A 25,053-nucleotide genomic window follows, 5' to 3' on the forward strand; every position below is an offset into this window, starting at 1 on the left:
CTCCTGTTAACTTACTTTTTCTCTTACAAATCTGCTGCCAAAATCCAGACCGGGGTCTGAGCGCTGACCATAGTTTTACTTCCTGCCGGGCGTGTTGAATTAATTTGTATTTGTTTTATTTCGATTTCTGCTATATTTTTTTTGTGTAAAATCTCAAGAGTATTAGGAATAGTTTCAAGTGTAACTGCTGTCATCACAAGTCGTGTCTTTTTATCTGTCTTTATGCGAGATTGAATTGTTTCAATTATATATTCTATTATTTCGCCGGTATTGGCACCGCTCCCACCGATAAAAATTCGGTCTGGATCAGGAATATCTGTTAATGCCTGCGGTGCATTTCCATGAACAATTTCTATATTATTCAATCCAAAAACATGACTGTTTTCTTTTATCAGATTACAACCTATAGCATTTTTTTCTATGGAAAAAACCTTGCCTTGAGAACATATTCTGGCAGCTTCTATTGAAACAGAACCTGTGCCTGCTCCTATATCCCATACAATGTCATCTGCAGATAGTTGCAAATGACATATTACAGCTGCACGTATATCTTGCTTTGTCATAGGAACATCTCCTCGAACAAAACAACTGTCATCTATGCCTGGTGTTAACCATGTCCATACTTCTCTTCCATTATTACTTATTTCTTGTTCCGGTCTGACCAAAATCATTATGCTCAAGGAATCATATTTTTGTGATATAAGTGTTTTTACTTTAGCCTTCACTATTTTTTCATCAGAATAGCTTAAACGTTGCCCTATTATGCCAGTCCAATCTCCAAAGCCGACTTTACTAAGCTCGATTAGTATTTCCTGCATATCCGGGTCATTTCCTGAAAGAATAGCACTATATTTGTTTTCTTTGATCTGCAGCCACCAGTTTTCGGGATTTCTACCATGAAGACTGATTGATTTAATATTCTGCCATGACAAGCCCGCTGAAGCTGCAAGATATTGAAGTGAACTAATTCCGGGTATAGTTCTAATTTCCAGTTCTTCTTTCTGCTGATTAAATTTAGTTCTAAGATAAGCAGCAAGACTATAATACCCACTATCACCCGTAACAAGAATTGCGATTTTTGCTTTTCTTACGTCCTTAATTATTTCAACTGATAATTTTTCCAGATCATGATCTATTTCAATTAGTTTCTTATTAATATGTAATGAAGGATCCATTTTTTTTATCATTTCCAATAATCTCTGAGATCCAAAAATAATTTCGCATGATCGAATCGTATTAACCGCTAATGGCATCACAAGATCAGGATTTCCCGGTCCCATACCTATCATGTGTATTGTATTTTTATGGAGATTTTCTTTATCACATAAAAATTTTCCTTTTTTATTCATTTGAAAAACCTCCTTCATTTTCATTTGCACTTTTTGCCAGTAAATTTCCTTTACCGTCAAAAAACATGGCAGTAACTTTCAAACTGTTATAAACATGCATTTCTGATTTTTTTGCTGCCTGATCTGCAGCCATCGAAAAAACTTCGAATAAATTATTTTCCTGGAGAATTTTTACAACCGCATCCGTCGTAGCAGAATTATATATTTGCCTTAAAACATCTTTACCAGCTCCTGCCAAAGCAGATAAAGCCGTCAGTGTTTCCAAACGACCATCTGCTACACTACTATGGGTATGGAAAACACCGGCACTCACCTTTATCATTTTGCCTATATGCCCTAGCAGTATTACTTGTTCAAAACCTGTTTCTGCTGCTTTTTCCAGCATATATCCAACAAAATTGCTTATTATAACAACGCTTTGCTCATCATATAGATCTGTTTTTTTCAGATAAGCTAATCCATATTGGCCAAAAGCGAAAATTACTCTTTTTTTACCACTTGCCTTTACCACTTTTAATTCGGCATACAAAGCTTCTTTCCAGCTCTCTTCAGACATTGGCCTTACCAGACCTGTTGTTCCTAGTATAGAAAGACCATCGACTATTCCTAATCTGGAATTATATGTGCGGCGGCTTATTTCTTTACCGTCAGGAATACTTATATCTATTACTATTTGTTTCTTATTTTTATTCAGCAGATCATAAGCGGCTGAATCGGATTTTAGGGATTGTTCTATCGCAGTTTTTATAGCTGTCATAATCTGTTTTAGCGGTTGTGGATTTATTGCCGGCAATCCTACTTCTACCGGCAGACCTTTGCGTGTAACGATTCCTATTCCTGTACTGCTTTCAATTATTATTTTTACCTGAACATTTTCCTCTGCTTTTTCTATATCAATAGTTTCTACTATAATTTTTGTTTTCTCATTTTTACTAATTAAGCTATCAAATCTAACCTCTGCATATATTTTTATGCCATTTGTTATATCAGGATCATCTCCGGCATCTTTTACAACAAAACATTTCACTTTTTTTGCTTTTTCTATTTGGGGTTTGTTAATTTGTATAGTAAGCTCTTCTTTTGATGGTAATTCCAAACTAAAAAAATTAATAATCCTGTTTGTTAAAAGCATTTTTACAGCCGCTCCTGCAGCTGCCGCTGCACAGCTACCCGTGGTATAGCCCATTCTTAAGATATTTTTCTGATTATTATCTGTATTATCTGAAAATTTGCCAAAAATGCTGTTATTTATGCGGTCTAACTCCCATTCCAGCTGACTTATATGTCTAGGATAAGCATTATCAGCAATCAAGTTTCTTTTTTTAAGTTTTTCGGAAATTTCCACCAAAACGGGACTATTCAATCCGGAATTCTCTAATAAAGATTTTTGATTTAATCCTGCAGCTATATCTCCGTCATAAATAATTTCTCCATTTTTCATGAGCAAAAGACGATCGGCCCAGCTATAAGCCCAATTAACATCATGAGTACTGCAAATCATAGTACAACCTTTACTGTTTAATGTATTTAATAAAGTCGTCAGATCGGCGGCATTTTCTGGATCAAGCCATGCAGTCGGTTCATCAAGCAGAAGAATATCAACATCCATTACCAGCAAATCTGCAATACTTATTCTTTTTTTCTGACCAAAACTTAGATTGTGCAATGGCCTGTCTGCAAGATCAACCGCATTTACATCCTCAAGAGCCTGAACAGTCCTATTTTTTACTTCTTCCATGGGTAAACCTAAATTTATAGCCCCGAACGCAACTTCCTGTTCAACAGTCATAGCAAAAAGCTGATCTTCAGGATTCTGAAAAACCAGACCTATTTTTTTCCTTATTTCCCGTAATCCTTTTCTGGATTTAGGATACTCCTTGCTATCAAGTGTAAGCTTACCTTGATCTGGTCGTATTAATCCTGTTAAAAGCATAAAAAAAGTAGATTTACCTGCTCCATTTGCTCCTAAGATAACAATTTTTTCGCCTTTACATATTTTGCAATTCATTTTATTAATGGCTTTTGTTTTGTCAGGATAAGTATATGAAACATCTGTGAATTGTATTTCCATTTTCATATACTCTCCTTTTCTGTCCACTCTTTTAAATTTATTTTCTCAAGTGGCCAAGTATTATTTTTATCTGAATCATAAAAACGGCACTCCAGGGACTGACTCATTGTCTGTGCTTTTTTCATTGAACAACTTAAAACACTTCCCATTACCATACCCAGTGTTTTTATAGTTTTAACTATGCTTGAATACCCTAATCGTAAATCAGATGAAGAAATAATTTTTGCAAAAGATGTAAGTACTATAAATATCTGATTGTAAATTATAGCAATTAAAGATAATAACAATTTAGGGAATTTCCATCTTGTTAGCTGATCAAGTAAATCACTAAAAGGAGTGGTAATAGCAAGAAACATTATTCCCCCATAAGCACATATGGCTCTTCCGATAATATTTTTAATTACAGGAACATTTATCAGGGTTATTTGAAAAGAAAACAAGGCCTCCTTGCTGCTACCTTCAACCAAAAGAGGAACAACTCCCATCAATATAAAAACAAAAGGAAATCTCCAGAGCTTAATAATATTTTTACCTGTTATTTTAAGAGCAAAAAATAAAATCATATTTTGCATAAGAAATAACACTAAATACAAATAAATATTTTTTATTATAAAAGCAAGAAAAATAATAATTAACGTTATCAGTATTTTTTTCCCTACTGATTTATCTCTCCAAAGACTTCCCCATGCCAGTTGATCAATCAGCATTTGCTTTTGCGGTTTTTAATCTGCCACGACTACCAAGATAATAACCTATGAGAGCAGCTCCGATTGCAGCCTGTAATGCAAATAATAAGCTTTCTATTTCACCACTTGCCGGTTCATAAAGACTTTCGAACCATGGTTCATAGTTTGGAGCAATCTCTGCTATTACATCTTCGGCCTGACCGTCTGCTCCCTCAAATTCAGCACCATTTCCAGTTATACCAGATATAATAAGAGGTAAAACAGTTATTAGAATTATTATTCCTATTAAAATAAATAAAGTAGATTTTTTCATTTTGTAACCTCGCCTTTCATGGAGCTCATACTTTAAGACTTATTACCTTGAGGTCTTTAAGTTCTTCTTTGTTATATTGGTAAATATAATTAAAAATAATTACTGTAAGTATTCCTTCAATTATTGCTATTGGTATCTGTGTAAATGCAAATACCGAACCAAAGCGGGCAAATGAAGCCAAAAAACCGCCCTCTGCCGATGGATAAGCTAAAGCAAGTTGTGCTGAAGTTACTACATAGGTTATGAGATCCCCAGCTGATGCAGCTACAAAGACCGCTACTAAAAGTTTTTTCCCATTAGCGTTTTTGGCAATTAAACGAAATAAGGCATAGGCAACAAAAGGTCCTGCTATTGCCATAGAGAAAGTATTAGCACCTAAAGTTGTTAATCCACCATGTGCAAGTAAAATTGCTTGAAATAGTAAAACAACAAGACCTACTACCGCAGCAGCTGCTGGACCAAAAAGTACGGCAGTAAGTCCTGTGCCGGTTGGATGAGAGCAACTTCCGGTTACAGATGGAATTTTAAGAGCAGAGAGAACAAAAGTATATGCACCGGTGAGAGCAAGCAGCATTAGTAATTTGGGATTATGCCTGATTTTGCTTGAAATGCTGTATAATCCCCATACTATAAACGGTATAGCTACAGCAGTCCATAAGAGAGACCAGAATGGAGATAAAAAACCTTCCATGATGTGCATTGCAGAAATAAAAAACAGGTTCACAGTAAAGCCTCCTTTGCTTTTCTGCCGCCCGTTTTTACAGCAATGCCCATGACAAACATGGTAATCATTTTTTGTTCGCCGCAAAAAATGACTTTCTTATTATCAGCAGGTCTTCTGACTTATCCTGATAGCAGATTTCTCTTACCTTCCCAGTAAAAACCAGTGGCATAAAAGAAAAATCCCAGGAATCACAGCGGCGGGACCGTGCAGGATTCTAACCTGCTTCCCTTTTCATTGATTATTCAGAATGTCCTAATCTTTTTTATAATCAAAAAATTATTACTACAAGCCAAATAATCAACACTGACAATTCTTATTTACTTTTTACAACGTGATTATATCACCTTTAATCATTTTATAAATACAATAATTTGTTTTCTTTAGAAAAATTTTGTTGTTAATTATTTTGTTTGTTTATTTTATTTGGTAAATTTCACATAAGTATCATATAGCTATCACTTTCGTCAAAGATAATCAAAATGTAATTTCTATACTAATGTTACTTTAACAGACCAAAAAGTTTAATCAGGAGGCCTCTTTGATGAAAAAAACATTCTCTTTTATATTTATTATTTTACTGGTAGTAAATTTGATTGGCTGCAATACTACTATCAATGATTCACAAAACCAAGATAATAATAACTTACTATCAATAGAGTATGCAGAAACTCTCTTTGATACCAGTTTCGTTCACGAAATCAATGTTGAAATTTCAGAAGATGACTGGATAGATTTGTTAGAAAACCCTACTGAGAAAACAAAATATTCAACAACGGTTACTCTTGACGGCACAGAAGTTAATGAAGTATCTTTTGCAACAAAAGGAAACACCTCTCTCTCTCAAGTTGCAAATACAAATTCTGAACGCTATAGCTTTAAAATTAAATTTGATAAATTTATAGATGGACAGACATATGACGGTCTGGATACACTTCATTTAAATAATTTATACAGTGATGCCACCTACTTAAAAGATTATCTTAGCTACCGCATTATGGCTGAAAGTGGTGTAGCATCGCCTCTTGTAAGTTTTGTGGCATTATCCATTAATAATGAATACTATGGTCTTTATATCGCAATAGAAGAAATTGGTGATTCCTTTCTGACACGTAATTATGGAGAAGACAGCGGCAATCTGTATAAACCTGAAAGCAGTCAATTTGAAAATATGGGCGTTGCTGGCGATATGGATAAAAATTTTCCTTCCAGTGGCGAAATGCAGATACCAGATGGTGCTGACAGGCAAATGCCAGATGACACTGACAGACAAATGCCAGATGACAACAAACAAGGTATAATTGGTGAAGATAAATTCATGTTTCCCGAAGATGGTGATTTTAATATACCAGACAGAAACGGTATGGAGGGAGGCGGTTTCAGCGGCAACTCCAATGGCTCTAGCTTAGTCTATACAGATGACGAAATTACAAGTTATAGCGATATATTTGATAATTCAAAAACTAATTCTGATGAGGAAGACAATCAACGTGTTATTGCCTCCTTAAAACAACTTTCCACTGGTGAAAATTTAGAAGAAGTTTTAGATGTAGAAGCTATCCTGCGATATTTTGTAGCTCATAATTTTGTTATTAACTATGATAGTTATACTGGAAATATGCTTCATAATTACTATTTATACGAAGAAAATGGTGTACTAACCATGCTTCCTTGGGATTACAATCTAGCTTTCGGCGGATTCAACAGCAGTAATTCCACAGAAGCTGTTAACTGGCCTATTGATTCCCCTTTATTAAGCAATTCATTAGAGGATGAACGTCCTATGTGGAGTATGCTTGCTATTAACAATACTTATTTAGAAATTTATCATACCTATTTTGATGATCTTTTAACAAATTATTTTGAAAACAACCGTTTTTTAGAAGAAATTAATACTTTATATAACTTGATTCGACCATATGTAGAAACAGATCCAACTGCTTTTTATACTGTTGAACAATTTGATATAGCTGTAGAAACATTAAAAAGCTTCTGTTTACTAAGATCTGAAAGTATTCGTGGTCAATTAAATGGAACTATTCCTTCTGATTCAGAAAGTCAACAGGAAAACACTTCAGAGTTAATCGATGCGGAAGAAATAAATCTTCAGGATATGGGAAGTATGTCTGTAGGGAGAGGTCAGGAAGAAAACCGTAATCGCAGAGACATGAGATAAAAAACATTCTGCTAATTAGCATATGATCAAAATAGACTATAATGTCTACCTTAAATATCAGAAATACTTGTAAAGTATTATATTATCTCTTTAACCACATTCAATAAAACATCTTTAATATCTTTTAATTTATACTTTTTTACTTTCTAAAGGGCGCAAAAAAAGCGCCCTTTAGAGCGCTTTTTTGATTTACATCCGTCTTTTCGGATAAATTGTGGCGGAGAGAGAGAGATTCGAACTCTCGGAAGGCTATGAACCTTCGCCGGTTTTCAAGACCGGTGCCATCAACCAACTCGACCATCTCTCCATGAAATGCCGTGCTGAAATATTTTAATATATCCTATAACTTTTGTCAAATAATTATAATTTGTTATTATTAATATTCTATAATTAAATCATCCTAATATTTCCAGTATTCTTTCAAGATCTTCATTAGAATAATAATCTATTACTATACTTCCTTTTCCTTGTCTGTCTTTTAATTTAACCTTTGTTCCTAATTGCTTAGTTAATTTATTCTCTACATTTTGTATACTTAGCAAATATGCTTCTGATAATTCTTTTTTCTTTTTTTGCTTTTTTGTTTCTTCTCCAATATTTTTTACAATTCTTTCTGTTTCTCTAACACTCAGATCTTTCTCTATAATTTTTTCTGCCGTTTGTATTTGTATATCTTTATCTTGAATAGTCAATAAAGCTCTAGCATGCCCGGCAGATAAATCTTCATTCATAACATATTTCTTAATAGTATCTGGCAGATTTAATAATCGTAATGTATTTGCAATTGCCGGCCGACTTTTTCCCACAACTGTTGCTAATTTTTCTTGTGTTATATTATGCTCTTTAATTAATTTATCGAGAGCATCTGCTTCCTCTATTGGATTTAAATCTTGTCTTTGTATATTTTCTATTAATGCATGTTCTAAAATCTGTAAATCAGTAAGATCTCTTACTATAGCAGGTATGATGGTCAAACCTGCCAAACGGGCGGCTCTCCATCTTCTTTCACCTGCTACTATTTGATATCCTGAACTATCTGTATTGCGACACACTATTATTGGCTGTATTATTCCATTTTCTTTAATTGATGCAGATAATTCTTCTAATTTCTCCTGATCAAAACGTTTCCTAGGCTGATCAGCATTAGGATTAATATCATTTATTTTTAATTCCATGATTGCATCACGAATTTTATCATCTGGCATATCTATAGTTTGAAGAAGTGCTCCCAGTCCTTTACCAAGTCCTTTACTTTTACTTGCTGCCATTTTTGAGTTTCTCCCCTTTTTATTTATTTGCTGATCTTTTTATTACTTCTCTTGCTAATTGATCATAACATTCCGCACCCTTTGATTTCATATCGTACTCCAAAATTGACTGTCCAAAACTTGGTGCTTCACTTAATCTTACATTTCTTGGAATAATTGTACGAAATACTTTTGAACCAAAATATTTTTTTACCTCATTAGCAACTTGATGTGCCAACTGTGTTCGTGAATCAAACATAGTAACAATAACTCCAAAAACCATTAATGAAGTATTTAAGTTTTTCTTTACAAGAGTTATTGTTTCCATTAATTGAGTAACCCCTTCCAAAGCATAATATTCGCCCTGTATAGGTACAAGAACACCTTCTGCAGCAGTAAGTGCATTTAAGGTTAATAAACCTAAAGAAGGAGGACAATCCATCAAAACATAGTCAAATTTGTTTTTAATCTTATCTACAGCTTTTTTTAATTTTGTTTCACGTGAAACAACAGATACTAATTCAATTTCTGCTCCTGCCAGCTGTATATTAGCAGGACATAAAGTTAAATTTTTTCTCCCTGTTTCAATATAAACATCTTCCAGACTAACATCATTAATCAAAACATCATAAACTGTCATTTCTATTTCATTTTTATCAAAACCTAATCCAGAAGTAGCATTTCCTTGAGGATCAATATCTATCAATAAAACTTTTTTTCCTTTTTTTGCAAGAAAAGCAGCAAGATTTACACAGGTGGTTGTTTTACCAACTCCACCTTTTTGATTAACTAAAGCTAAAACATTTGCCATATTTTGGGTTTCTCCTTTTTCAGCGTGCTTACTATTTTACCATATATATAAACTAACTGCATTGAGAATAATTTTTATTTTTACAAATAATAATTTCAGAAAATCATTTAAACTAATATTTTTATAAACCTTTTTTTCTATATTTACAAATTGATAATTAAATGTTTCACGTGAAACATAAAAGATCATTCTTTTTGCAAGAATGATCTTTTATTACTGTTTTTTTTCTAAAAATACTGCTTATAAAAGAATAATTACCTGCTAAACATCTGTATTAGCATATTTGGCATTAATTTGAATAAATTCTTTTCTAGGTTCAACTTTATCTCCCATTAACAGTGTAAATGTTTCATCAGCAGTTTGAGCATCAGTTAATTTTACTTTTAACATTTTCCTAGTCTGAGGATTCATTGTTGTTTCCCAAAGTTGATCTGAACTCATCTCTCCAAGACCTTTATATCTCTGAAGTTTAGGATCTTTCCAACCGGTTTCCTGCTTTATTTTTTCAACTTCTTCGTCTGTATAAGCATAATAACTTGTTTGTCCTTCATAAACTCGATATAGAGGCGGACATGCTACATATATATGTCCAGCTTCCACCAATGGTTTCATATGACGGAAAAAGAAAGTAAGAAGTAAAGTTCTTATATGTGATCCATCAACATCAGCATCAGCCATAAGAATTATCTTATGATATCTCAATTTTTCAAGATCAAAATCTGAGCCTATGCCTGCTCCTAGAGCCATTACTATAGGTAGCAATTTTTCATTATCATAAACTTTATCCATTCTTGCTTTTTCTACATTAAGCATTTTACCCCATAATGGTAAAATAGCCTGATATTTTCGCTCACGTCCTCCTTTAGCTGATCCTCCCGCAGAATCTCCCTCAACAATAAATAATTCGCAAAATGTTGGATCTTTTTCCTGACAATCAGCTAATTTACCGGGCAAAGTGTTAGAATCAAGAACACTTTTTCTTCTAGTCATTTCTCTAGCTTTTCTAGCTGCATCTCTTGCTCTTGAAGCAGAAAGACATTTATCTATTATTGTTCTTGCTACAGATGGATTTTCTTCAAGGAAAGAAGATAATCTATCATTCATAACACTTTCTACTAATGTTCTTATTTCTGAATTACCTAATTTAGTTTTAGTTTGCCCTTCAAACTGAGGATTAGGAAGTTTTACACTTATTATAGCCCCTACTCCTTCTCTGACATCCTCACCTTGCAGATTTTTATCATTTTGTTTTAGCATATTATATTTACGGGCATAATCATTAATGACCTTTGTCAAAGCAGATCTAAACCCGGTCATATGCGTTCCACCTTCTATTGTCGCTATATTATTAGCATAAGAATATACATTTTCTGCATATGAATCATTATATTGGATTGCTACTTCTACATAACTATCGTTAATCTGATTTGCTATATAAATAGGTGGTTTATGCAAAACTTCTCTGTGTTTATTTAAATATTCAACAAAAGAAATAATTCCTCCCTCATAATGAAGATTCTTTACAATTGCCGGCTCTTGTCTGGCATCACAAAGATTAATTGTTACTTCTTTATTAAGAAAAGCCATTTCCCTATAACGAGAAAGCATTAAATTAAAATCAATTGTCACATCTTCAAATATTTCCGGATCAGGTTTAAATACTGTTTTTGTACCAGTTATATCTGAATCACCTATTTCTGTAAGAGGTTTAATTGTTGCTCCTCTCTCAAAATATAATTGATATGTTTTTTCGTTTCTATAAACTGTAACTTCCATCCATTCAGATAAAGCATTTACTACTGAAGCCCCTACACCATGAAGACCCCCAGAAACACTGTAAGCTCCGCCTCCAAATTTACCACCAGCATGCAATATAGTATGTACTACTTCTACTGTTGGTATACCTACCTTTGGATGTAAACCTATTGGAATACCACTTCCATTGTCTATAACAGTTATTGAATTATCTGGATTTACTGTTACATCAATTGTATCGCATCTTCCTGCAAGAGCTTCATCAACTGAGTTTGCCACTATTTCATATATTAAATGATGCAAACCTCTTTGCCCTGTATCACCTATATACATTCCAGGACGCTTACGAACTGCTTCAAGACCTTCAAGAACTTGTATATCATTTTCGCTATATTGAGAAGAATTTGTAGTATCAAACTTGTCATTCAAGCTATCAGAATTTATTTCTTCCTTAAAATCATCATCAATCAGCGAATGAGGATTTTCAGCAATATTAACAACTGTATCTTCGCTAGACACAGCATCTTCTTCAGCTCTTTTCACTAATTCTTTTAAATTGTCATCAATTGTCATGTAAGTTACACCTCTTTATTACCGTTCTTTATAATTTATCATCAAAATAATATTCATTTATAGATTCCAATCTTTGTCTTAGAGTCTGAGCAGATATTGGAGACAAATATACTTTATCCGAGGTCACTACAAAAGACCTAGGAATATCAGGAGATACATTATCAACTATCTCAAACTTTTCAGCTGTCTTTAAAAAATTGATCGTATCCGAACCTGCCTGAGTAGTAGCGTCAAAATCGAATATTCCTACAATTGAATGATCAGAGATACTATATTCTCCGCCTACATGTAAAAACATCAATTAATATCCTTTCTAAAAAAGATAAAATATTTGCTGAACAATTATATTTTTTAGTTTATTATCTTTTTATATATATGATCTATAACAACCTTTTATATTAGAAAAACGGGCAGATAGACCTAACAAATTATAACATAAATCTATACTATTATCGACTTTACTCAGTTGGATAAACATTACCTGATTCAACCTTATAAAAGGAATAAAGACGTTCTGATTTATCTTCTTTACAATTTTCATCATTTATTTTACAAGCAAGTTCCATTTCCTGAACTACATGTTCTGCTTCAGTACAAGTTACAAAAACCTGAGCTTCAGATATTCCTGCAAGAAGGCAACCTCTTCTGTTAATATCAAGCTCAGACATAACATCATCTAAAAGAAGCACTGGATATTCATTAATATCCTCTTTAATTATATTAAGTTCAGACATTTTTAATGAAAGAACTACTGATCTTTGTTGACCTTGTGAAGCATAAGGTTTAAGCGGCTCACCATTCAACCATAATTCCAAATCATCTCTATGAGGCCCATAACTTGTATTACCTCTATTAATATCATCGTAAACTATACTTTTTAGTTTATAGTACAATTTATCAGATACGTCTTTTTTGCTCATATCAATGGATAAACCATTTAATGTTTTATATTTTACAATTAACTTCTCTTTTCCGGAAGAGATTTGAAAAAGTGATTTTTCAGCTTGTATGCTTATTCTTTCTATAAATTCAAATCTACTTTTTATTATAGAGGCGGCTGTCTCACATAAAGAAGAAGTCCATACCTCTAATTGGATCATCATTGGATCATTTTCTTTTATTTTATTATTACTTGATTTTAATTCCTTTAATAATCTATTTCTTTGAGCAAGCAGTCTCGAATATAATTGCAGATTTTTAAAATAAGATGGCCTTAATTGAGATATTAACAAATCTATAAATCTTCTTCTTGTAGAAGGTCCTTCCTTTACCAGCATTAAATCTTCAGGTGCAAAAATAACAGCATGAAAAAGACCCATCAAATCACTTATACGCTCAACTTTTAAGCCATTATGGAAAATATGCCTTACTGCTTTTGATCTTTTAGAATCACCTGATACAGAATCTAAATATTGAATAGAAAGAGTATCTTTACTTCCATTATCATTTATATAATCAATAGTAACAAGATACTGATCTGATCCATTAAAAATCAAATCAGTATCTTTACTTGTTCTATGAGATCTGGCACATGCACAAAGATAAATTGCTTCAAGAATATTTGTTTTTCCCTGAGCATTATCGCCAAAAAAAACATTTATTCCACTTTCTACTTTAATGGACTGATCATCATAATTTCTAAATTTTTCAAGTTTTATATTCTCTATTTGCATAATCAGCGGCGCAAAGGCAATACCAGATAAGAGAATTCATCACTATCAAGAGGTTTCAAAACGCAAGGACCCATATTTCCATTAAAAATAATAGCTATTTCATCTTCATCAATAACCTTTAAAGCATCCATAAAATATCTGGGATTAAAATCAATATCAATTTTATTTCCTTGAACAGAAACTTGCAATTCCTCTCTCAAAGTACCTATTTCAGTACTGGCACTAACTATTAAATTATCTTCATCTGTTGTAGTAAGTCTAACAGGATATCTTCTATCTTCAGATGTTATAACCAAAGAAGCTCTCTCTACAGCAGACATCATAGCCTGTGGAGAAATGGTAATAGTTGTCTCTGCTGTTTGAGGCAAAATACTGCGGTAATTCATATATTCACCTTGAATTAAACGAGCTACAAGCTTAACCTTACCTGTATTGAACATTATATGGTTTCTAGAAGTATATATATCTACAAAATCTTCCTGAGTACTTGAAAGAATTCTCCCTACTTCAGCAAGAGCTTTACCTGGAACAATAAAATTAACATCTGGCAAATCTTCCTCAAATTCATTTTTTCTCAATGCTAATCTAAAACCATCTATTGAAACCATTTCAATAAACTTACCTTCACTCTTAAAATAGACACCGTTAAGAGTTTGCCTGTTTTCATCTGTACTTACTGCAAAAATAGTCTGCCTTATCATATCCTTAAGCATATGTTGTTTCATTTTAAGTTGCTGTTCATCGTCTACAACAGGAATTTTAGGATAATCATCTGCAGCCTGTCCTTTTATAGAAAAATGTGCATTACCACATTCTATTTTTATAGATAAATTATCACCTGATTCAATAGTAACAACATCTTCAGGCATTTTGCGTATAATATCTCCAAACATACGTGAATTAACAACCAGACTTCCTGATTCAGGAACATCTGCTTCAATAAGACATTCTATCCCTGTTTCAAGATCATAACCTGTAAGTTTAATATTCTGATCAGCTTCAATCAAAATACCATCAAGAACAGGTATTGTTGACCTGGTAGCAACTGCTTTTTGTACAATACTAATGCTTTCCATTAAGCGTTCTCTGGAGCAAATAACTTTCATCTGGTTTTCCTCCCAATTTACTGTTTATATCTTTTGTCCTGTTTATATCATCCTGGATGATATTTCTTCGTGTTCTTCTTATAGGCTGTTGATTATGTTAATAAGTGCGTAGAGCCCTTAAAACAGTGAATTTATGCTGTTGAAAAAGTGTTAACATATCTATGGATAAAAAGCAGCTTTATATACAGCTTATCCCCTACAACTTTTATCCCAAGCTAATCCACATCCCTTTCCACTGGCTTTTATCCACATATACACATTTAGTATGTGGATAACTGTTCAAATGTTCGTTATTACAAAAAAGACTACATAAAAATTATACAGCAAGTCTCTTTTTTATATCTTCCAATGCTCTTGCAACTTCAGGTCTTTTTTCTAGATCATCAGTAATCTTGTTACAGGCATGCATCACCGTAGTATGATCTCTATTACCAAATTCCTGTCCTATTTGCGGCAAGGTCATATTGAGCATGTTACGGCACAAATACATAGCTATTTGCCTTGGATTTGTTATTTCCTTGTTTCGTCTATTTGATTTAAGATCTTCCACACTGACATGATAATATCTTGAAACAACATCCATAACTACAGAACAGGTAACCTTTTTAACTGTAGTAGGTTGAATCTGATCTTTAAGAGCTTCTTTAGCTATTTCTATTGTAATATTACCAGCAAGAGCTGCATAGCATAAAACAGTATTAAAAGCTCCTTCCAATTCTCTTATATTGGAAGCTATGTTTGTTGCAATATAATCATAAACTTCATCAGGAACAATCGTATTACTTAATTGTGCTCTTCTTCGCAAAATAGCAACTCTTGTTTCATAATCAGGAGGGGTAATATCTATAGTAAGACCACTTGAGAATCTCGTTCTAAGTCTTTCCTCAAGAGAAGCAAGACTTTGTGGTGGTTTATCACAAGTCATAATGATATTTTTGCCAGACTCATATAAAGTATTGAAGGTATGGAAAAATTCTATCTGCATTTGTTCTTTACCTTCAATAAATTGTATATCATCAATCAGAAGCATGTCTGCATTACGATACTTACTCCGGAAATCATCATATTTATTTTCCTTAATTGTATAAATGAATTCATTAACAAATTGTTCGCATTGAACATAAAGAATCTTTTTGTTAGGAAAAGATTCAACTATATGATTACCTATGGCATGCATCAAGTGAGTTTTACCAAGACCTGAACCGCCATATAAGAATAAAGGATTATAATTACGTCCACCTTCAGTTGTGGCAATACCAACACAGGCAGCATGTGCATACCTATTACCACTGCCGACAACGAAAGAATCAAAAGTGTATTGAGGATTTAGTCTGCTTTGATTAGTTGTTCTTTCTGAACCATTGTTATTTTCTGGATTGCATGGCTCCATAGGTATATCCGGTAATGAAACAGGATCAGGCTTACCCACCATTATTTCCACATCATAATCAGTAGATGTTGCAACTTTGATAGTATTTTTTATCAAAGGAATATACTGATCAACAAACCCTTTATGAAAATCATTAGGGACAGACAGAACAAAAACACCATTATCGGCAGAAATAGCCTCCATGGGTTCTATCCAGGTGTTAAGGCTGATCTCGGAAATCTCATTCTCCAGTAATTTTAAAGCTCGCTGCCAAACTGCTACAGCATCAGGTTGCATCATTGATTACACCATCCTATTAATATAAAAGCTACCCTATATATTATCAGAAAGCGGCAATAGTTAGAATAGCTTAAAATATAATACTAATCTATTTTAAGAACAATAATGAGCCTTGTTTGTGATATACTCGAAAAGTAAATGTCAGGAGGTCAAATATATGGATTATATGTTTTTTGCCATAAATTCGATCTGTTTTGGAGCGATAGTTTTGCTGTTATTCTGGAGAATGAGCCATAACAACGGTGATCTTCTGCTCAGACACTGGATTATAGCAGTTTTGTCAGGAATTGTATTTTATATATTAAACCAAAATATATTCAGTAGAATAGCTATTTTGTATTTCTTTATAAATATAGCTGTGCCTGTAATAATGCTATTTGTTCTTTTTACACTGTTATGGACTCATAAACAATCTGAATAAAAAGGTAAAATATGAATTCGAAGATAATTGAAAAAGATTTGTATTCCACTAAAAATAATGTTGTAGAAGAAAAAAAAGTTTTACTATTTGATCTTGGAAATATTCTGGTTAGATTAAATAGTGTAGATTTGTTGTGGCAAGAAAACAGTAATATGGTTGAATCTGATATTTGTCAGCAAAGATGGTCGGATTGTATGGCTGTTTATGAACTTGAAACAGGTAAAATAAATGATTTTTATCTGTTTTATGAAAAAGCAGTTCAGCAAATGGGATTAAATAATATAGACTACAAAAAATTTAATAAATATTTTATAGAGATAATAGGAGATGTTTTTGAAGAAACACATCATATTTTAAGTATTCTTAAATCTAAATACCGCCTTATGATTTTATCAAATACAAGTGAAAAGCATTGGTTATATTGTAGAGATGAGTTGAAATTGGGACAGTATTTTGAAAAAGCCTATCTTTCTTATGAAATGGGATATATGAAGCCAGACATAAAAATATATAAATCAATGCTGGCTGATATTAATGTTAATCCGCAAAACATATATTATATAGATGATAAGGAAGAAAATATAGAAGCTGCTAAGGAATTAGGTATAAATTCCTTTGTTTCATTTGGTGGAGAGCAATTATTAGCACTATTGAAAGAACTTAGGTTTATACATTAAAATAAGGTTTACGAAAAAAGGGGGTAAAAATGAGCAAGGTTGATTACTTTTCTGATAAACAAAATCCTGAATACTGGCATGATCAGGCAGATTTAAATTCCGTAAAAAAACTGCTTGGTAAAAGTATGAAATGTCCAGCTTGTGGTCAGATTCATAGTATAAGTACACAGATGATGACAGAGTCAGATAATATGGCGGAAAAAATAAATGAATATTTGCCAGATCTTAGTCTTTCCGGAAAATGTGTAATTGTAATGGATACAAATACGCAAAGAGCAGCGGGTAGTAAAATTGTTAATTCTCTGGAAAAATATAGTCCTAAAACGGTAATTTTTGAAAGAGCAGATTTGCATGCAGATGAACATTCACTGGGAAGTTTGTTAATGGCTCTCTCAGATAAGCCGGATTTTATGGTTTCCTGCGGCAGTGGTACAATAACAGACATAACAAGGTACAATTCTTATGCAACAGGAATTCCTTTTATATCGTATGCGACAGCGGCATCTGTTGATGGTTTTGCTTCAGGTACAACACCTTTGCTTGATAAGGGTTTTAAAACAACATATCCAGGAGTAGCACCAAGAGGCATATTTTATGATGCTGAGGTTTTGGCAAAAGCACCGGAAAAGATGACTGCTGCAGGTTTTGGCGATGTTTTGGCAAAAATAATAGCTTTGATAGACTGGCGACTTGCTTTTGTTGCAGAAGATGAACCATATTGTCCTTTAATTGCAGCCATTGTCGATAGAGCAGTACAGTCTTGTCTGGATCTTGCCGATGCTTTGGTAGTAAAAGATATAAAAGACAAATCAGAAGTAAAAAGAGAAATAGATTTTGCAGCCAGAGGCAGAGCCTGTATAAATCTAATGGATACATTGTCATTAACAGGTATTGCTATGCAGATGATGGGCACATCAAGACCTGCATCAGGATCAGATCATCATATATCACATTTGTTGGAAATGAGAGATATTCAACAGCATAAGCAAGGCAGTCTGCATGGTGACAAAGTAGGAATAGGGACATTGATAGGAATGACAATGTATTTGCGTCTGTTTGAAAATGATTCTCTTCCTGCTCAAAGACCACATTTAGCTGCTGATTTATGGGAAAAAGAAGTAAAAAGAGTATATGGACCTCTTGCAGATCAGGCGATTGCAAAAAACACTGCATATCCTCCTCAGGGGAAAGAATGGGATTATCAGAAAAGGCAAATAGAAAAAGCAATGGAATTATATGGATATAATTATATCCATAGATTCAAAACTTTATTGCCTTATGCCCGTGACAAAATTATGGCAATGGGAGGACCTGTCAGACCTGATCAATTAGGATACAGTAGACAAGACACTTTTGATGCTATTGCTTATGGTAAGGAAGTGAGACCCAAATTTACAACTTTACGCTTAGCCGAGAGATTCGGATGGCTATATGATTTGGCAGAAGAAATAGCAAATGGCTTACCGGAAGGTAAAATTTATTAATACAAGGTGAAAAATAAGTAGAAAAGGCAAAATTTGGAGAACAATTAATGGAGAAAGAGTTAAATGGAAGCAATATCTGATAGTCTTAGAATAAAACAATCCAGATTGCAGTGGCTGTATTTAATGATGTTTCTTATTAATTTTGCCATGATAGGATTTCTTTCTTTTACCATGTATATAACAACACATGAAATTTGCAGAGATTATGAAGCAAGAAGTTTTCTGGAAACAGCAAAATATCTGCCTACAATACCATGGCAAATACCAACATATGCTTTTTCTTTTTTTGCTCTTATGATACTGACACATATCGCCAGAAATATTTTAATAAATTATCAGAAACAGTGGATGCTGATGACATTATATATTTTTGATATTATTCTGTGCAGTCTCATAACCTATTATCTAAATTTTAGTTATAAAGGATTATATTTGCTTGTAATAGCCAGTATTTTTTTATATGTAAGTACTATTAGTATGAGAGTCTCCCTATTGGTATTTACTTTGGCAGTTTTTATTATGATGGATTATGATCTGTTAACTGTCAGAATGAACGTTGTTTCCTTACAAGACTACCTTAACTATTATTCTGAGGGAACCAGAATATCAATGTATGCTATAAAAAACTTATTAGAATCTGTTAATCAGATATTTTTCATCCTCTTCTTCTCTTTGCTAATTCAATCAAAAATAAAAGAAAATAAAGAATATATAAAACTAAACAGTATTTTACAGGAAAAAGTAGAAGAGTTAAAAATAGCAAACGATAAACTGGAGATTTTTACAAAAGAATCAATAGCCATGGCAAAAATAAAAGAAAGAAATAGACTGGCAAGGGAAATACATGATATTCTGGGACATTCTCTTACAAGTATAACTACAGGTATAGAAGCTAGTATGGCATTACTTAGTATTGATACCGATATAGCAAAAAAACAAATGAGAAAAATAAGAGATGTGGCACGAAAAGGTTTGGTTGACGTAAGAAGATCTGTACGTGAATTAAAGATAGACACTATAGAGAAATATGCACTTGTGCCGGCAATCGAAAAGTTAATAGAGGATATAAGCAGTATGTCCGACGTTAAAATAGATTTAAAAATCGAAGGCAGCATCATGAATATGCAAGACGACGAAGAGCAGACAATATACAGAATAATTCAAGAGAGCATTACTAATTCGATCAGGCATGGGCAGGCCAGCCATATTGATATAAACCTTAATTTTAAATATTATGATTTAAATCTTCTAATAACAGATAATGGTAAAGGTTGTGACATGGTAGAAAAAGGTTTTGGTTTAACACATATAGAAGAAAGAATAAAATTGCTTGGCGGATCAGTTCAGTTTGATACCAGCAAAGATCAAGGATTTACCATGCAGGCACAAATGCCGGTAAGATGGGGGAAAGCATATGATTAACTTGTTAATAGTAGATGACCAGGAGTTGTTCAGAGAAAGTCTGACATTAATAATGGAAGCCCAGCCCGAAATAAATGTCTGTGGGTCAGCATCTAATGGGAAAGAAGCTATCCAAATGGCAAATGAATTTAAACCTGATGTAATTCTCATGGATATAAGGATGCCGGAAATAAATGGAATAGAATGTATAAAAATAATCAAAGAAAAATATAAAAATATGAAAATAATTGTTTTGACAACTTTTGATGATGATGAGTATATATATGATGCTCTTAAAAATGGTGCAGATGGTTTTATGCTCAAAGGAACAACAAAAGGCGATCTTGTAAAAGCAATTGAAACTGTTCATAATCACGGAGTATCAGTAGACCCAGATATAGCAAAAAAAGTTTTTTCGATGTTTGGCAAATTGGCAAAAACGATGCCTGTATCACAAACAGCGCAAAAGGATGAATTAAATATAAATGAACTAAGCAAAAATGAAATAAAAATAATACAGCTTATTGGCAGAGGTCTGTCTAATAAAGAAATAACAAAAATACTTAATTTTAGTGAAGGGACAGTTCGTAACTATATAAGTATGATTTTGAAAAAACTAGATCTTCGTGATCGTACACAAATTGAGATTTTTGCTTTGCAGTCAAGTTTGATGCTGAAGGAAACAGATCATGATAGCGACTAATGAAGATGGGAAAAAAGAAATAAAAAAAGAAGTGTTTTTTTATTTTGCTTTTTTTTCGAAGAATAGTAAGATACGAAAAATAATAACTTCTTTGATAATAATTGCCAGCTTAACTTTGTTGCTGGCTATTATTGGATATGATAGACATAATCGTTTTCAGGAAATAACCATAGAAGTAGCCTTGTATTCTGGAACAAGCTGGAATGTACCACAAAAAAATGCATATAAAATTTACGATATAATTGCAGAAATGTTCGAAGAAGAATATGCAGATAAAAATGTTAAAATAAAATTCCGCAGTGGACAGATGATTCAAAATTATTCAGAATGGCTGGCACAGAATGTATTGTTAGGTAAAGAAGCAGATGTTTTTCTTGTGCTTGAGGAAGATTTCAGTACATATTCATTTATTGGGCTTTTTGAGGATTTAAATCCCTATATTAACCAATCTGAAACTTTTAGAAAAGAGGATTTTTACCAGCGGGCTTTAGAAGCCGGACAGTACTATGGTAAGCAGTATACCTTGCCTTTTGTAGTTGCACCTACCTTTATGGTGGCAAATAAAACCTTACTTGAGCAGGAAAATATACAGATTGATGAAGAAAACTGGACATGGGAAAAATTCTATGATGTTTGCAAAAAAGTAACCAAGGATCTTAACGGAGATGGCAGACCAGATCAATTTGGCGTTTATAATTATAGTTGGGAAAATGCTTTCTATACAAATGATAAAAGACTTTTTCCTTATGACGGCAGCAGAATCGCTTTTAAGGATGACAGACTTATTGAAGTAATAGAATATATGAAAAATCTTCATCAATTAAATCAGGGCATAGTAATAAAAGAATCTATGTTTGATCGAGGGCAGGTAGCTTTTAAGATGTTTAATTTGCCGGAATATCGCGCATACGGTACATACCCATATAGAATACTAAAATATGAGAATTTTGAATGGGAAGCTATACCTGTTCCTGAAGGCCCTCATGGTCAAAGATCTTCAAAACTGTTCACAGTACAGCTGGGAATAAGTTCACGATCAAAAAATAAAGACATGGCTTTTGAGTTTGTACAGTATATGACTAATAACCCGCAGGCACAGGAATTGATTTGGCAGGAAACATATGCTTTACCGGCATTGAAACCTGTAGTTGATAACATTTATCAATCGGATCACCCAGAAGTTCTGGAAAATAAATTTGTTAATGCTGAACTTATAGCAGAGATAATAGAACAGTCATATCTGGATCCTCATTTCAAAAAATATTCAACACTTAAAAATCTTATGGATCAGCATATTTTCACTATTATTGCTGGTGATTTGGATATAGAAGACAATATTAAAATTTTGAAAAAAGATCTTAGCGCAGTTTTGGAGGAATAGGGATTTGTTACAAATGTGAACAATATATGTCATAAATGTAACTATAAAAAGTGATAAATGTCATAAAGAATAAGTGACAACAGACAATTAACTTACCTCTTTTTTTAAAGCATAATTTACGACAGTAACATTAGTTTGATTTTTTGAAGGAGGAAAAAAAATGAAAAAGCTAGTAGCTCTTATTCTTGCTATGATTATGCTGGTTTCTCTCGCAGCTTGTGGAGGTTCATCTGATACCACTACAACAACTGCTCCTGCAGAAACCACCGCAGCCGACGACTCAGAAGAAACCACCGCAGCAGATGGTGGAGATCAGCAGTATACATTTGGTTATACCTGTATGACAATGAATAACCCATTCTTCATTATTCTGGAAAAATCAATCCGTGATAAGGTAGAAGCAAATGGTGACATTCTGATCACAACTGATCCTGCTATGGACGTAGCAAAACAGATCAATCAGATTGAAGATATGATTACACAGGGTATAGACGCTATATTCCTTAATCCTGTTGACTGGGAAGGCGTACGTCCTGCTCTCGAATCATTAAAAGCAGAAGATATCCCCATAATCAACTTTGATACAGAAGTTAAAGACATGGAATTTGTAACTGCATATGTTGGTTCAGACAATAAAAATGCTGGTTATGTTTGTGGACTTGATCTAGTAGAACGTTTCCCAGAAGGCGGAAAAATTGTTGTTCTTGATTCTCCAACAATGAATTCAATCAATGACCGTATTGCTGGATTCATGGAAGCAATCGATGGCGCTGGTTTTGAAATCGTTGCTCAGCAGGATGCAAGAGGCGATCTGCAGACTTCACTGGAAATTACAGAAGATATTCTTCAGGCAAATCCTGACATTATAGCCATCATGGGCGGTAATGATCCTACAGCTCTGGGAGCACTTGCTGCTTGTAAGGCTGCAAATCTTCCTGACATTCTGATCTATGGTGTTGACGGTTCACCTGAAGCAAAAGCTGAAATCGCAACAGGCGGACAGTTTGCTGGTTCAGGAGCTCAATCACCAATATCAATTGGTGAAATGTCAGTAGACGTTGCTTACCAGGTTCTTAAGGGAGAAGCTTTTGAAGAAAGAGTACCAGTTCCTACATTCCTCATCAACAATGATAATGTAGAACAGTACGGTACAGAAGGCTGGCAGTAATTCTTAAAACCTAAGGTTTAGAATTACAGATAAATCTTCTAAGTAAGTTATCATCCGAGGCGTTTTATCTGGCTGCTGCCGGATAGAACGCTTCCGTGTTGAAAGATAAAAAGAAAGTAGGTGCATCTTTGGAGAGTAAAGTCCTTCTTCAAATGAAAAATATACATAAACAATTTCCAGGTGTATATGCTCTGAAAAATGTTGATTTCGAGTTACAAGCCGGAGAGGTGCATGCACTTTTGGGTGAAAACGGTGCAGGTAAATCAACTCTGATCAAAGTTCTTGGAGGCATATATAATGTAGACCAGGGCGATATATACATCGAGGGCAAAAAAGTAATTATTAACAATGTTGCTGATGCTAAGAAAAACAAAATCAGTATTATTCATCAGGAACTTGTTCTGGTGCCCTATATGTCTGTAGCAGAGAATATCTTTCTTGGAAGAGAACCGATCAACGCTTTACGCATGATTGATTATACACAAATGAATGATCAGGCACAGGAACTACTGGATTCATATGGTCTGAATATAAAAGCAACAAGCAAACTTGGTAATCTAACCACTGCAAATCAGCAGATGATAGAAATAATTAAGGCCATCTCCGTAAATGCCAAAATACTGGTCATGGATGAGCCGACATCCTCTCTTTCTGAAAAAGAAGTAGATTATCTTTTCGAAACTATCCGCAGATTAAAATCTGAAGGAGTAGGTATTATATACATTTCTCATAGAATGTCTGAATTAAATACAATATCTGATCGTGTTACGGTAATGAGGGACGGCGAATATGTTGGAACAAAAGTAACAGCCGAAACAGATAACAATGAATTGATATCCATGATGGTTGGAAGATCTCTGACCAATTATTATACAAGAACATATTCGGCAACAGATGAAACTATTTTGGAAGTAAAAGACCTTAATAGTGGTAATTTTCTCAAAAATATTAATTTTGATCTTAAAAAAGGTGAAATACTTGGCTTTGCCGGATTAGTAGGTGCAGGCAGAAGTGAAGTGATGCGCTGTATTTTTGGGGTAGATCCGATAGAATCTGGCGAAATTATAATCAATAATGAGAAAAAAGAGATTAAGAATCCGGAAATAGCTATGCAAAATGGTTTAGCTTTAGTACCAGAAAGCCGCAAAGAGGAAGCTTTGTTTTTACAGCAAAGTGTTCAGTTTAACACAACTATCAAAGTTCTTCAGCATTTTATCAAAGGTGTATTTGTAAATTCTCAAAAAGAAATAGATATAGCCCAAAAATATGTTGATGATATGTCTATCAAGACCCCAAGTCTTCGTCAGGTTGTGGGTAATCTTAGTGGTGGGAATCAACAAAAAGTTGTTATTGGCAGATGGCTGGCAACAGCTCCTAAAATTTTGATCCTGGACGAACCGACAAGAGGCGTTGATGTTGGAGCAAAAGCAGAGATTTATTCTATTATGAATGATCTAGCCAAACAGGGTGTTTCTATTATTATGGTATCTTCGGAATTGCCGGAAGTAATAAATATGAGTGACCGCGTGGTTGTTATGAGTAATGGTATAGTCGCAGGATGTCTGGATCGTAATGATTTATCTCAGGAGAAAATAATGCATCTGGCTACTTCTGCCATGTAACAATACTGAGTATTTAATTTTAATAAAATAAGTGGAGGTTTTATTA

General features: G+C 33.6%; 21 protein-coding genes, 1 tRNA gene and 1 riboswitch. Of the genes, 9 read left to right on the forward strand and 13 right to left on the reverse strand.

Features of this window, described 5'->3' with window-relative positions; translation table 11 throughout:
• Positions 1-23: 23 nt before the first annotated feature.
• The 5 genes from cbiE to AC0KSB_RS08940 are packed head-to-tail and all read right to left on the reverse strand — an operon-like array spanning position 24 to position 5,119.
• On the reverse strand, positions 24-1,349 hold the full coding sequence (cbiE, locus tag AC0KSB_RS08920) for a precorrin-6y C5,15-methyltransferase (decarboxylating) subunit CbiE (RefSeq protein WP_472308407.1): 1,326 nt from the start codon (positions 1,347-1,349) through the stop codon (positions 24-26).
• Entirely contained in the window at positions 1,342-3,420 is a 2,079-nt protein-coding gene (gene cbiD / locus AC0KSB_RS08925) for a cobalt-precorrin-5B (C(1))-methyltransferase CbiD (protein WP_472308409.1), read from the reverse strand. Before cbiD ends, cbiE begins: the two co-directional genes overlap by 8 nt.
• A gap of 2 nt (positions 3,421-3,422) precedes the next feature.
• Positions 3,423-4,127, reverse strand: coding sequence for an energy-coupling factor transporter transmembrane component T family protein (locus AC0KSB_RS08930; RefSeq protein WP_472308411.1), 705 nt, complete (start codon positions 4,125-4,127; stop codon positions 3,423-3,425).
• Positions 4,117-4,419: an energy-coupling factor ABC transporter substrate-binding protein gene (locus AC0KSB_RS08935; RefSeq protein ID WP_472308413.1), complete on the reverse strand. Its 303-nt coding sequence runs from the start codon at positions 4,417-4,419 to the stop codon at positions 4,117-4,119. The genes AC0KSB_RS08930 and AC0KSB_RS08935 overlap by 11 nt, the downstream gene beginning before the upstream one ends.
• 25 nt (positions 4,420-4,444) lie before the next feature.
• A complete protein-coding gene (locus AC0KSB_RS08940; protein ID WP_472308767.1) occupies positions 4,445-5,119 on the reverse strand; it encodes an energy-coupling factor ABC transporter permease in 675 nt (224 codons plus the stop codon).
• 111 nt (positions 5,120-5,230) lie between these two features.
• Positions 5,231-5,424: riboswitch (cobalamin riboswitch) on the reverse strand.
• Between the two features lie 260 nt (positions 5,425-5,684).
• On the opposite strand from AC0KSB_RS08940, the gene AC0KSB_RS08945 reads away from it, so the two are divergent.
• Positions 5,685-7,316, forward strand: a complete 1,632-nt coding sequence (locus AC0KSB_RS08945) for a CotH kinase family protein (RefSeq protein ID WP_472308415.1) — start codon at positions 5,685-5,687, stop codon at positions 7,314-7,316.
• A gap of 215 nt (positions 7,317-7,531) precedes the next feature.
• Here the strand turns inward: AC0KSB_RS08945 and AC0KSB_RS08950 are convergent.
• The 8 genes from AC0KSB_RS08950 to dnaA form a co-directional block, all read right to left on the reverse strand.
• Positions 7,532-7,623: transfer RNA gene (locus AC0KSB_RS08950), tRNA-Ser, on the reverse strand.
• Positions 7,624-7,711: 88 nt separating this feature from the next.
• Positions 7,712-8,584 carry a ParB/RepB/Spo0J family partition protein gene (locus AC0KSB_RS08955; protein ID WP_472308417.1) on the reverse strand — a complete coding sequence of 291 codons (873 nt, stop codon included), beginning with the start codon at positions 8,582-8,584 and terminating at the stop codon, positions 7,712-7,714.
• A gap of 19 nt (positions 8,585-8,603) precedes the next feature.
• Positions 8,604-9,374, reverse strand: coding sequence for a ParA family protein (locus AC0KSB_RS08960; RefSeq protein ID WP_472308419.1), 771 nt, complete (start codon positions 9,372-9,374; stop codon positions 8,604-8,606).
• A gap of 261 nt (positions 9,375-9,635) precedes the next feature.
• A complete protein-coding gene (gene gyrB / locus AC0KSB_RS08965; protein WP_472308421.1) occupies positions 9,636-11,702 on the reverse strand; it encodes a DNA topoisomerase (ATP-hydrolyzing) subunit B in 2,067 nt (688 codons plus the stop codon).
• A gap of 28 nt (positions 11,703-11,730) precedes the next feature.
• Entirely contained in the window at positions 11,731-12,000 is a 270-nt protein-coding gene (remB, locus tag AC0KSB_RS08970) for an extracellular matrix regulator RemB (RefSeq protein ID WP_472308423.1), read from the reverse strand.
• Between the two features lie 160 nt (positions 12,001-12,160).
• The gene (gene recF, locus AC0KSB_RS08975; RefSeq protein WP_472308425.1) at positions 12,161-13,375 is read right to left on the reverse strand and encodes a DNA replication/repair protein RecF; all 1,215 of its coding nucleotides are present in this window, start codon (positions 13,373-13,375) and stop codon (positions 12,161-12,163) included.
• A gap of 2 nt (positions 13,376-13,377) precedes the next feature.
• Entirely contained in the window at positions 13,378-14,481 is a 1,104-nt protein-coding gene (dnaN, locus tag AC0KSB_RS08980) for a DNA polymerase III subunit beta (RefSeq protein ID WP_472308427.1), read from the reverse strand.
• Between the two features lie 316 nt (positions 14,482-14,797).
• The gene (dnaA, locus tag AC0KSB_RS08985) at positions 14,798-16,150 is read right to left on the reverse strand and encodes a chromosomal replication initiator protein DnaA (RefSeq protein ID WP_472308429.1); all 1,353 of its coding nucleotides are present in this window, start codon (positions 16,148-16,150) and stop codon (positions 14,798-14,800) included.
• A 157-nt stretch (positions 16,151-16,307) separates the two neighbouring features.
• Between dnaA and AC0KSB_RS08990 the strand changes: the two genes are divergently transcribed.
• The 8 genes from AC0KSB_RS08990 to AC0KSB_RS09025 all read left to right on the forward strand — a co-directional run bounded on the left by AC0KSB_RS08990 (position 16,308) and on the right by AC0KSB_RS09025 (position 25,007).
• A complete protein-coding gene (locus AC0KSB_RS08990) occupies positions 16,308-16,571 on the forward strand; it encodes a hypothetical protein (RefSeq protein ID WP_472308431.1) in 264 nt (87 codons plus the stop codon).
• 11 nt (positions 16,572-16,582) lie between these two features.
• Positions 16,583-17,248, forward strand: coding sequence for an HAD family hydrolase (locus AC0KSB_RS08995; protein WP_472308433.1), 666 nt, complete (start codon positions 16,583-16,585; stop codon positions 17,246-17,248).
• A 29-nt stretch (positions 17,249-17,277) separates the two neighbouring features.
• Positions 17,278-18,732, forward strand: coding sequence for a sn-glycerol-1-phosphate dehydrogenase (locus tag AC0KSB_RS09000; protein WP_472308435.1), 1,455 nt, complete (start codon positions 17,278-17,280; stop codon positions 18,730-18,732).
• A gap of 63 nt (positions 18,733-18,795) precedes the next feature.
• Positions 18,796-20,154, forward strand: coding sequence for a sensor histidine kinase (locus AC0KSB_RS09005; protein ID WP_472308437.1), 1,359 nt, complete (start codon positions 18,796-18,798; stop codon positions 20,152-20,154).
• Positions 20,147-20,836 (forward strand): response regulator transcription factor, encoded by a 690-nt coding sequence (locus tag AC0KSB_RS09010; RefSeq protein ID WP_472308439.1) that lies wholly within the window; start codon positions 20,147-20,149, stop codon positions 20,834-20,836. The genes AC0KSB_RS09005 and AC0KSB_RS09010 overlap by 8 nt, the downstream gene beginning before the upstream one ends.
• Positions 20,823-22,217 carry an extracellular solute-binding protein gene (locus AC0KSB_RS09015; RefSeq protein ID WP_472308441.1) on the forward strand — a complete coding sequence of 465 codons (1,395 nt, stop codon included), beginning with the start codon at positions 20,823-20,825 and terminating at the stop codon, positions 22,215-22,217. Before AC0KSB_RS09010 ends, AC0KSB_RS09015 begins: the two co-directional genes overlap by 14 nt.
• A 160-nt stretch (positions 22,218-22,377) precedes the next feature.
• The gene (locus tag AC0KSB_RS09020; protein WP_472308443.1) at positions 22,378-23,385 is read left to right on the forward strand and encodes a substrate-binding domain-containing protein; all 1,008 of its coding nucleotides are present in this window, start codon (positions 22,378-22,380) and stop codon (positions 23,383-23,385) included.
• Positions 23,386-23,537: 152 nt separating this feature from the next.
• Positions 23,538-25,007 (forward strand): sugar ABC transporter ATP-binding protein, encoded by a 1,470-nt coding sequence (locus tag AC0KSB_RS09025; RefSeq protein ID WP_472308769.1) that lies wholly within the window; start codon positions 23,538-23,540, stop codon positions 25,005-25,007.
• The last annotated feature ends 46 nt before the right edge of the window (positions 25,008-25,053 follow it).

This window comes from Ercella succinigenes (assembly GCF_900002895.1).

What these genes read in the sequence shown, in the direction of transcription:
- cbiE (WP_472308407.1), bottom strand. Translation starts at nt 1,349, where the DNA reads ATGAATAAAAAAGGAAAATTTTTATGTGATAAAGAAAATCTCCATAAA.
- cbiD (WP_472308409.1), bottom strand. Translation starts at nt 3,420, where the DNA reads ATGGAAATACAATTCACAGATGTTTCATATACTTATCCTGACAAAACA.
- AC0KSB_RS08930 (WP_472308411.1), bottom strand. Translation starts at nt 4,127, where the DNA reads ATGCTGATTGATCAACTGGCATGGGGAAGTCTTTGGAGAGATAAATCA.
- AC0KSB_RS08935 (WP_472308413.1), bottom strand. Translation starts at nt 4,419, where the DNA reads ATGAAAAAATCTACTTTATTTATTTTAATAGGAATAATAATTCTAATA.
- AC0KSB_RS08940 (WP_472308767.1), bottom strand. Translation starts at nt 5,119, where the DNA reads ATGCACATCATGGAAGGTTTTTTATCTCCATTCTGGTCTCTCTTATGG.
- AC0KSB_RS08945 (WP_472308415.1), top strand. Translation starts at nt 5,685, where the DNA reads ATGAAAAAAACATTCTCTTTTATATTTATTATTTTACTGGTAGTAAAT.
- AC0KSB_RS08955 (WP_472308417.1), bottom strand. Translation starts at nt 8,584, where the DNA reads ATGGCAGCAAGTAAAAGTAAAGGACTTGGTAAAGGACTGGGAGCACTT.
- AC0KSB_RS08960 (WP_472308419.1), bottom strand. Translation starts at nt 9,374, where the DNA reads ATGGCAAATGTTTTAGCTTTAGTTAATCAAAAAGGTGGAGTTGGTAAA.
- gyrB (WP_472308421.1), bottom strand. Translation starts at nt 11,702, where the DNA reads ATGACAATTGATGACAATTTAAAAGAATTAGTGAAAAGAGCTGAAGAA.
- remB (WP_472308423.1), bottom strand. Translation starts at nt 12,000, where the DNA reads ATGTTTTTACATGTAGGCGGAGAATATAGTATCTCTGATCATTCAATT.
- recF (WP_472308425.1), bottom strand. Translation starts at nt 13,375, where the DNA reads ATGCAAATAGAGAATATAAAACTTGAAAAATTTAGAAATTATGATGAT.
- dnaN (WP_472308427.1), bottom strand. Translation starts at nt 14,481, where the DNA reads ATGAAAGTTATTTGCTCCAGAGAACGCTTAATGGAAAGCATTAGTATT.
- dnaA (WP_472308429.1), bottom strand. Translation starts at nt 16,150, where the DNA reads ATGATGCAACCTGATGCTGTAGCAGTTTGGCAGCGAGCTTTAAAATTA.
- AC0KSB_RS08990 (WP_472308431.1), top strand. Translation starts at nt 16,308, where the DNA reads ATGGATTATATGTTTTTTGCCATAAATTCGATCTGTTTTGGAGCGATA.
- AC0KSB_RS08995 (WP_472308433.1), top strand. Translation starts at nt 16,583, where the DNA reads ATGAATTCGAAGATAATTGAAAAAGATTTGTATTCCACTAAAAATAAT.
- AC0KSB_RS09000 (WP_472308435.1), top strand. Translation starts at nt 17,278, where the DNA reads ATGAGCAAGGTTGATTACTTTTCTGATAAACAAAATCCTGAATACTGG.
- AC0KSB_RS09005 (WP_472308437.1), top strand. Translation starts at nt 18,796, where the DNA reads ATGGAAGCAATATCTGATAGTCTTAGAATAAAACAATCCAGATTGCAG.
- AC0KSB_RS09010 (WP_472308439.1), top strand. Translation starts at nt 20,147, where the DNA reads ATGATTAACTTGTTAATAGTAGATGACCAGGAGTTGTTCAGAGAAAGT.
- AC0KSB_RS09015 (WP_472308441.1), top strand. Translation starts at nt 20,823, where the DNA reads ATGATAGCGACTAATGAAGATGGGAAAAAAGAAATAAAAAAAGAAGTG.
- AC0KSB_RS09020 (WP_472308443.1), top strand. Translation starts at nt 22,378, where the DNA reads ATGAAAAAGCTAGTAGCTCTTATTCTTGCTATGATTATGCTGGTTTCT.
- AC0KSB_RS09025 (WP_472308769.1), top strand. Translation starts at nt 23,538, where the DNA reads ATGAAAAATATACATAAACAATTTCCAGGTGTATATGCTCTGAAAAAT.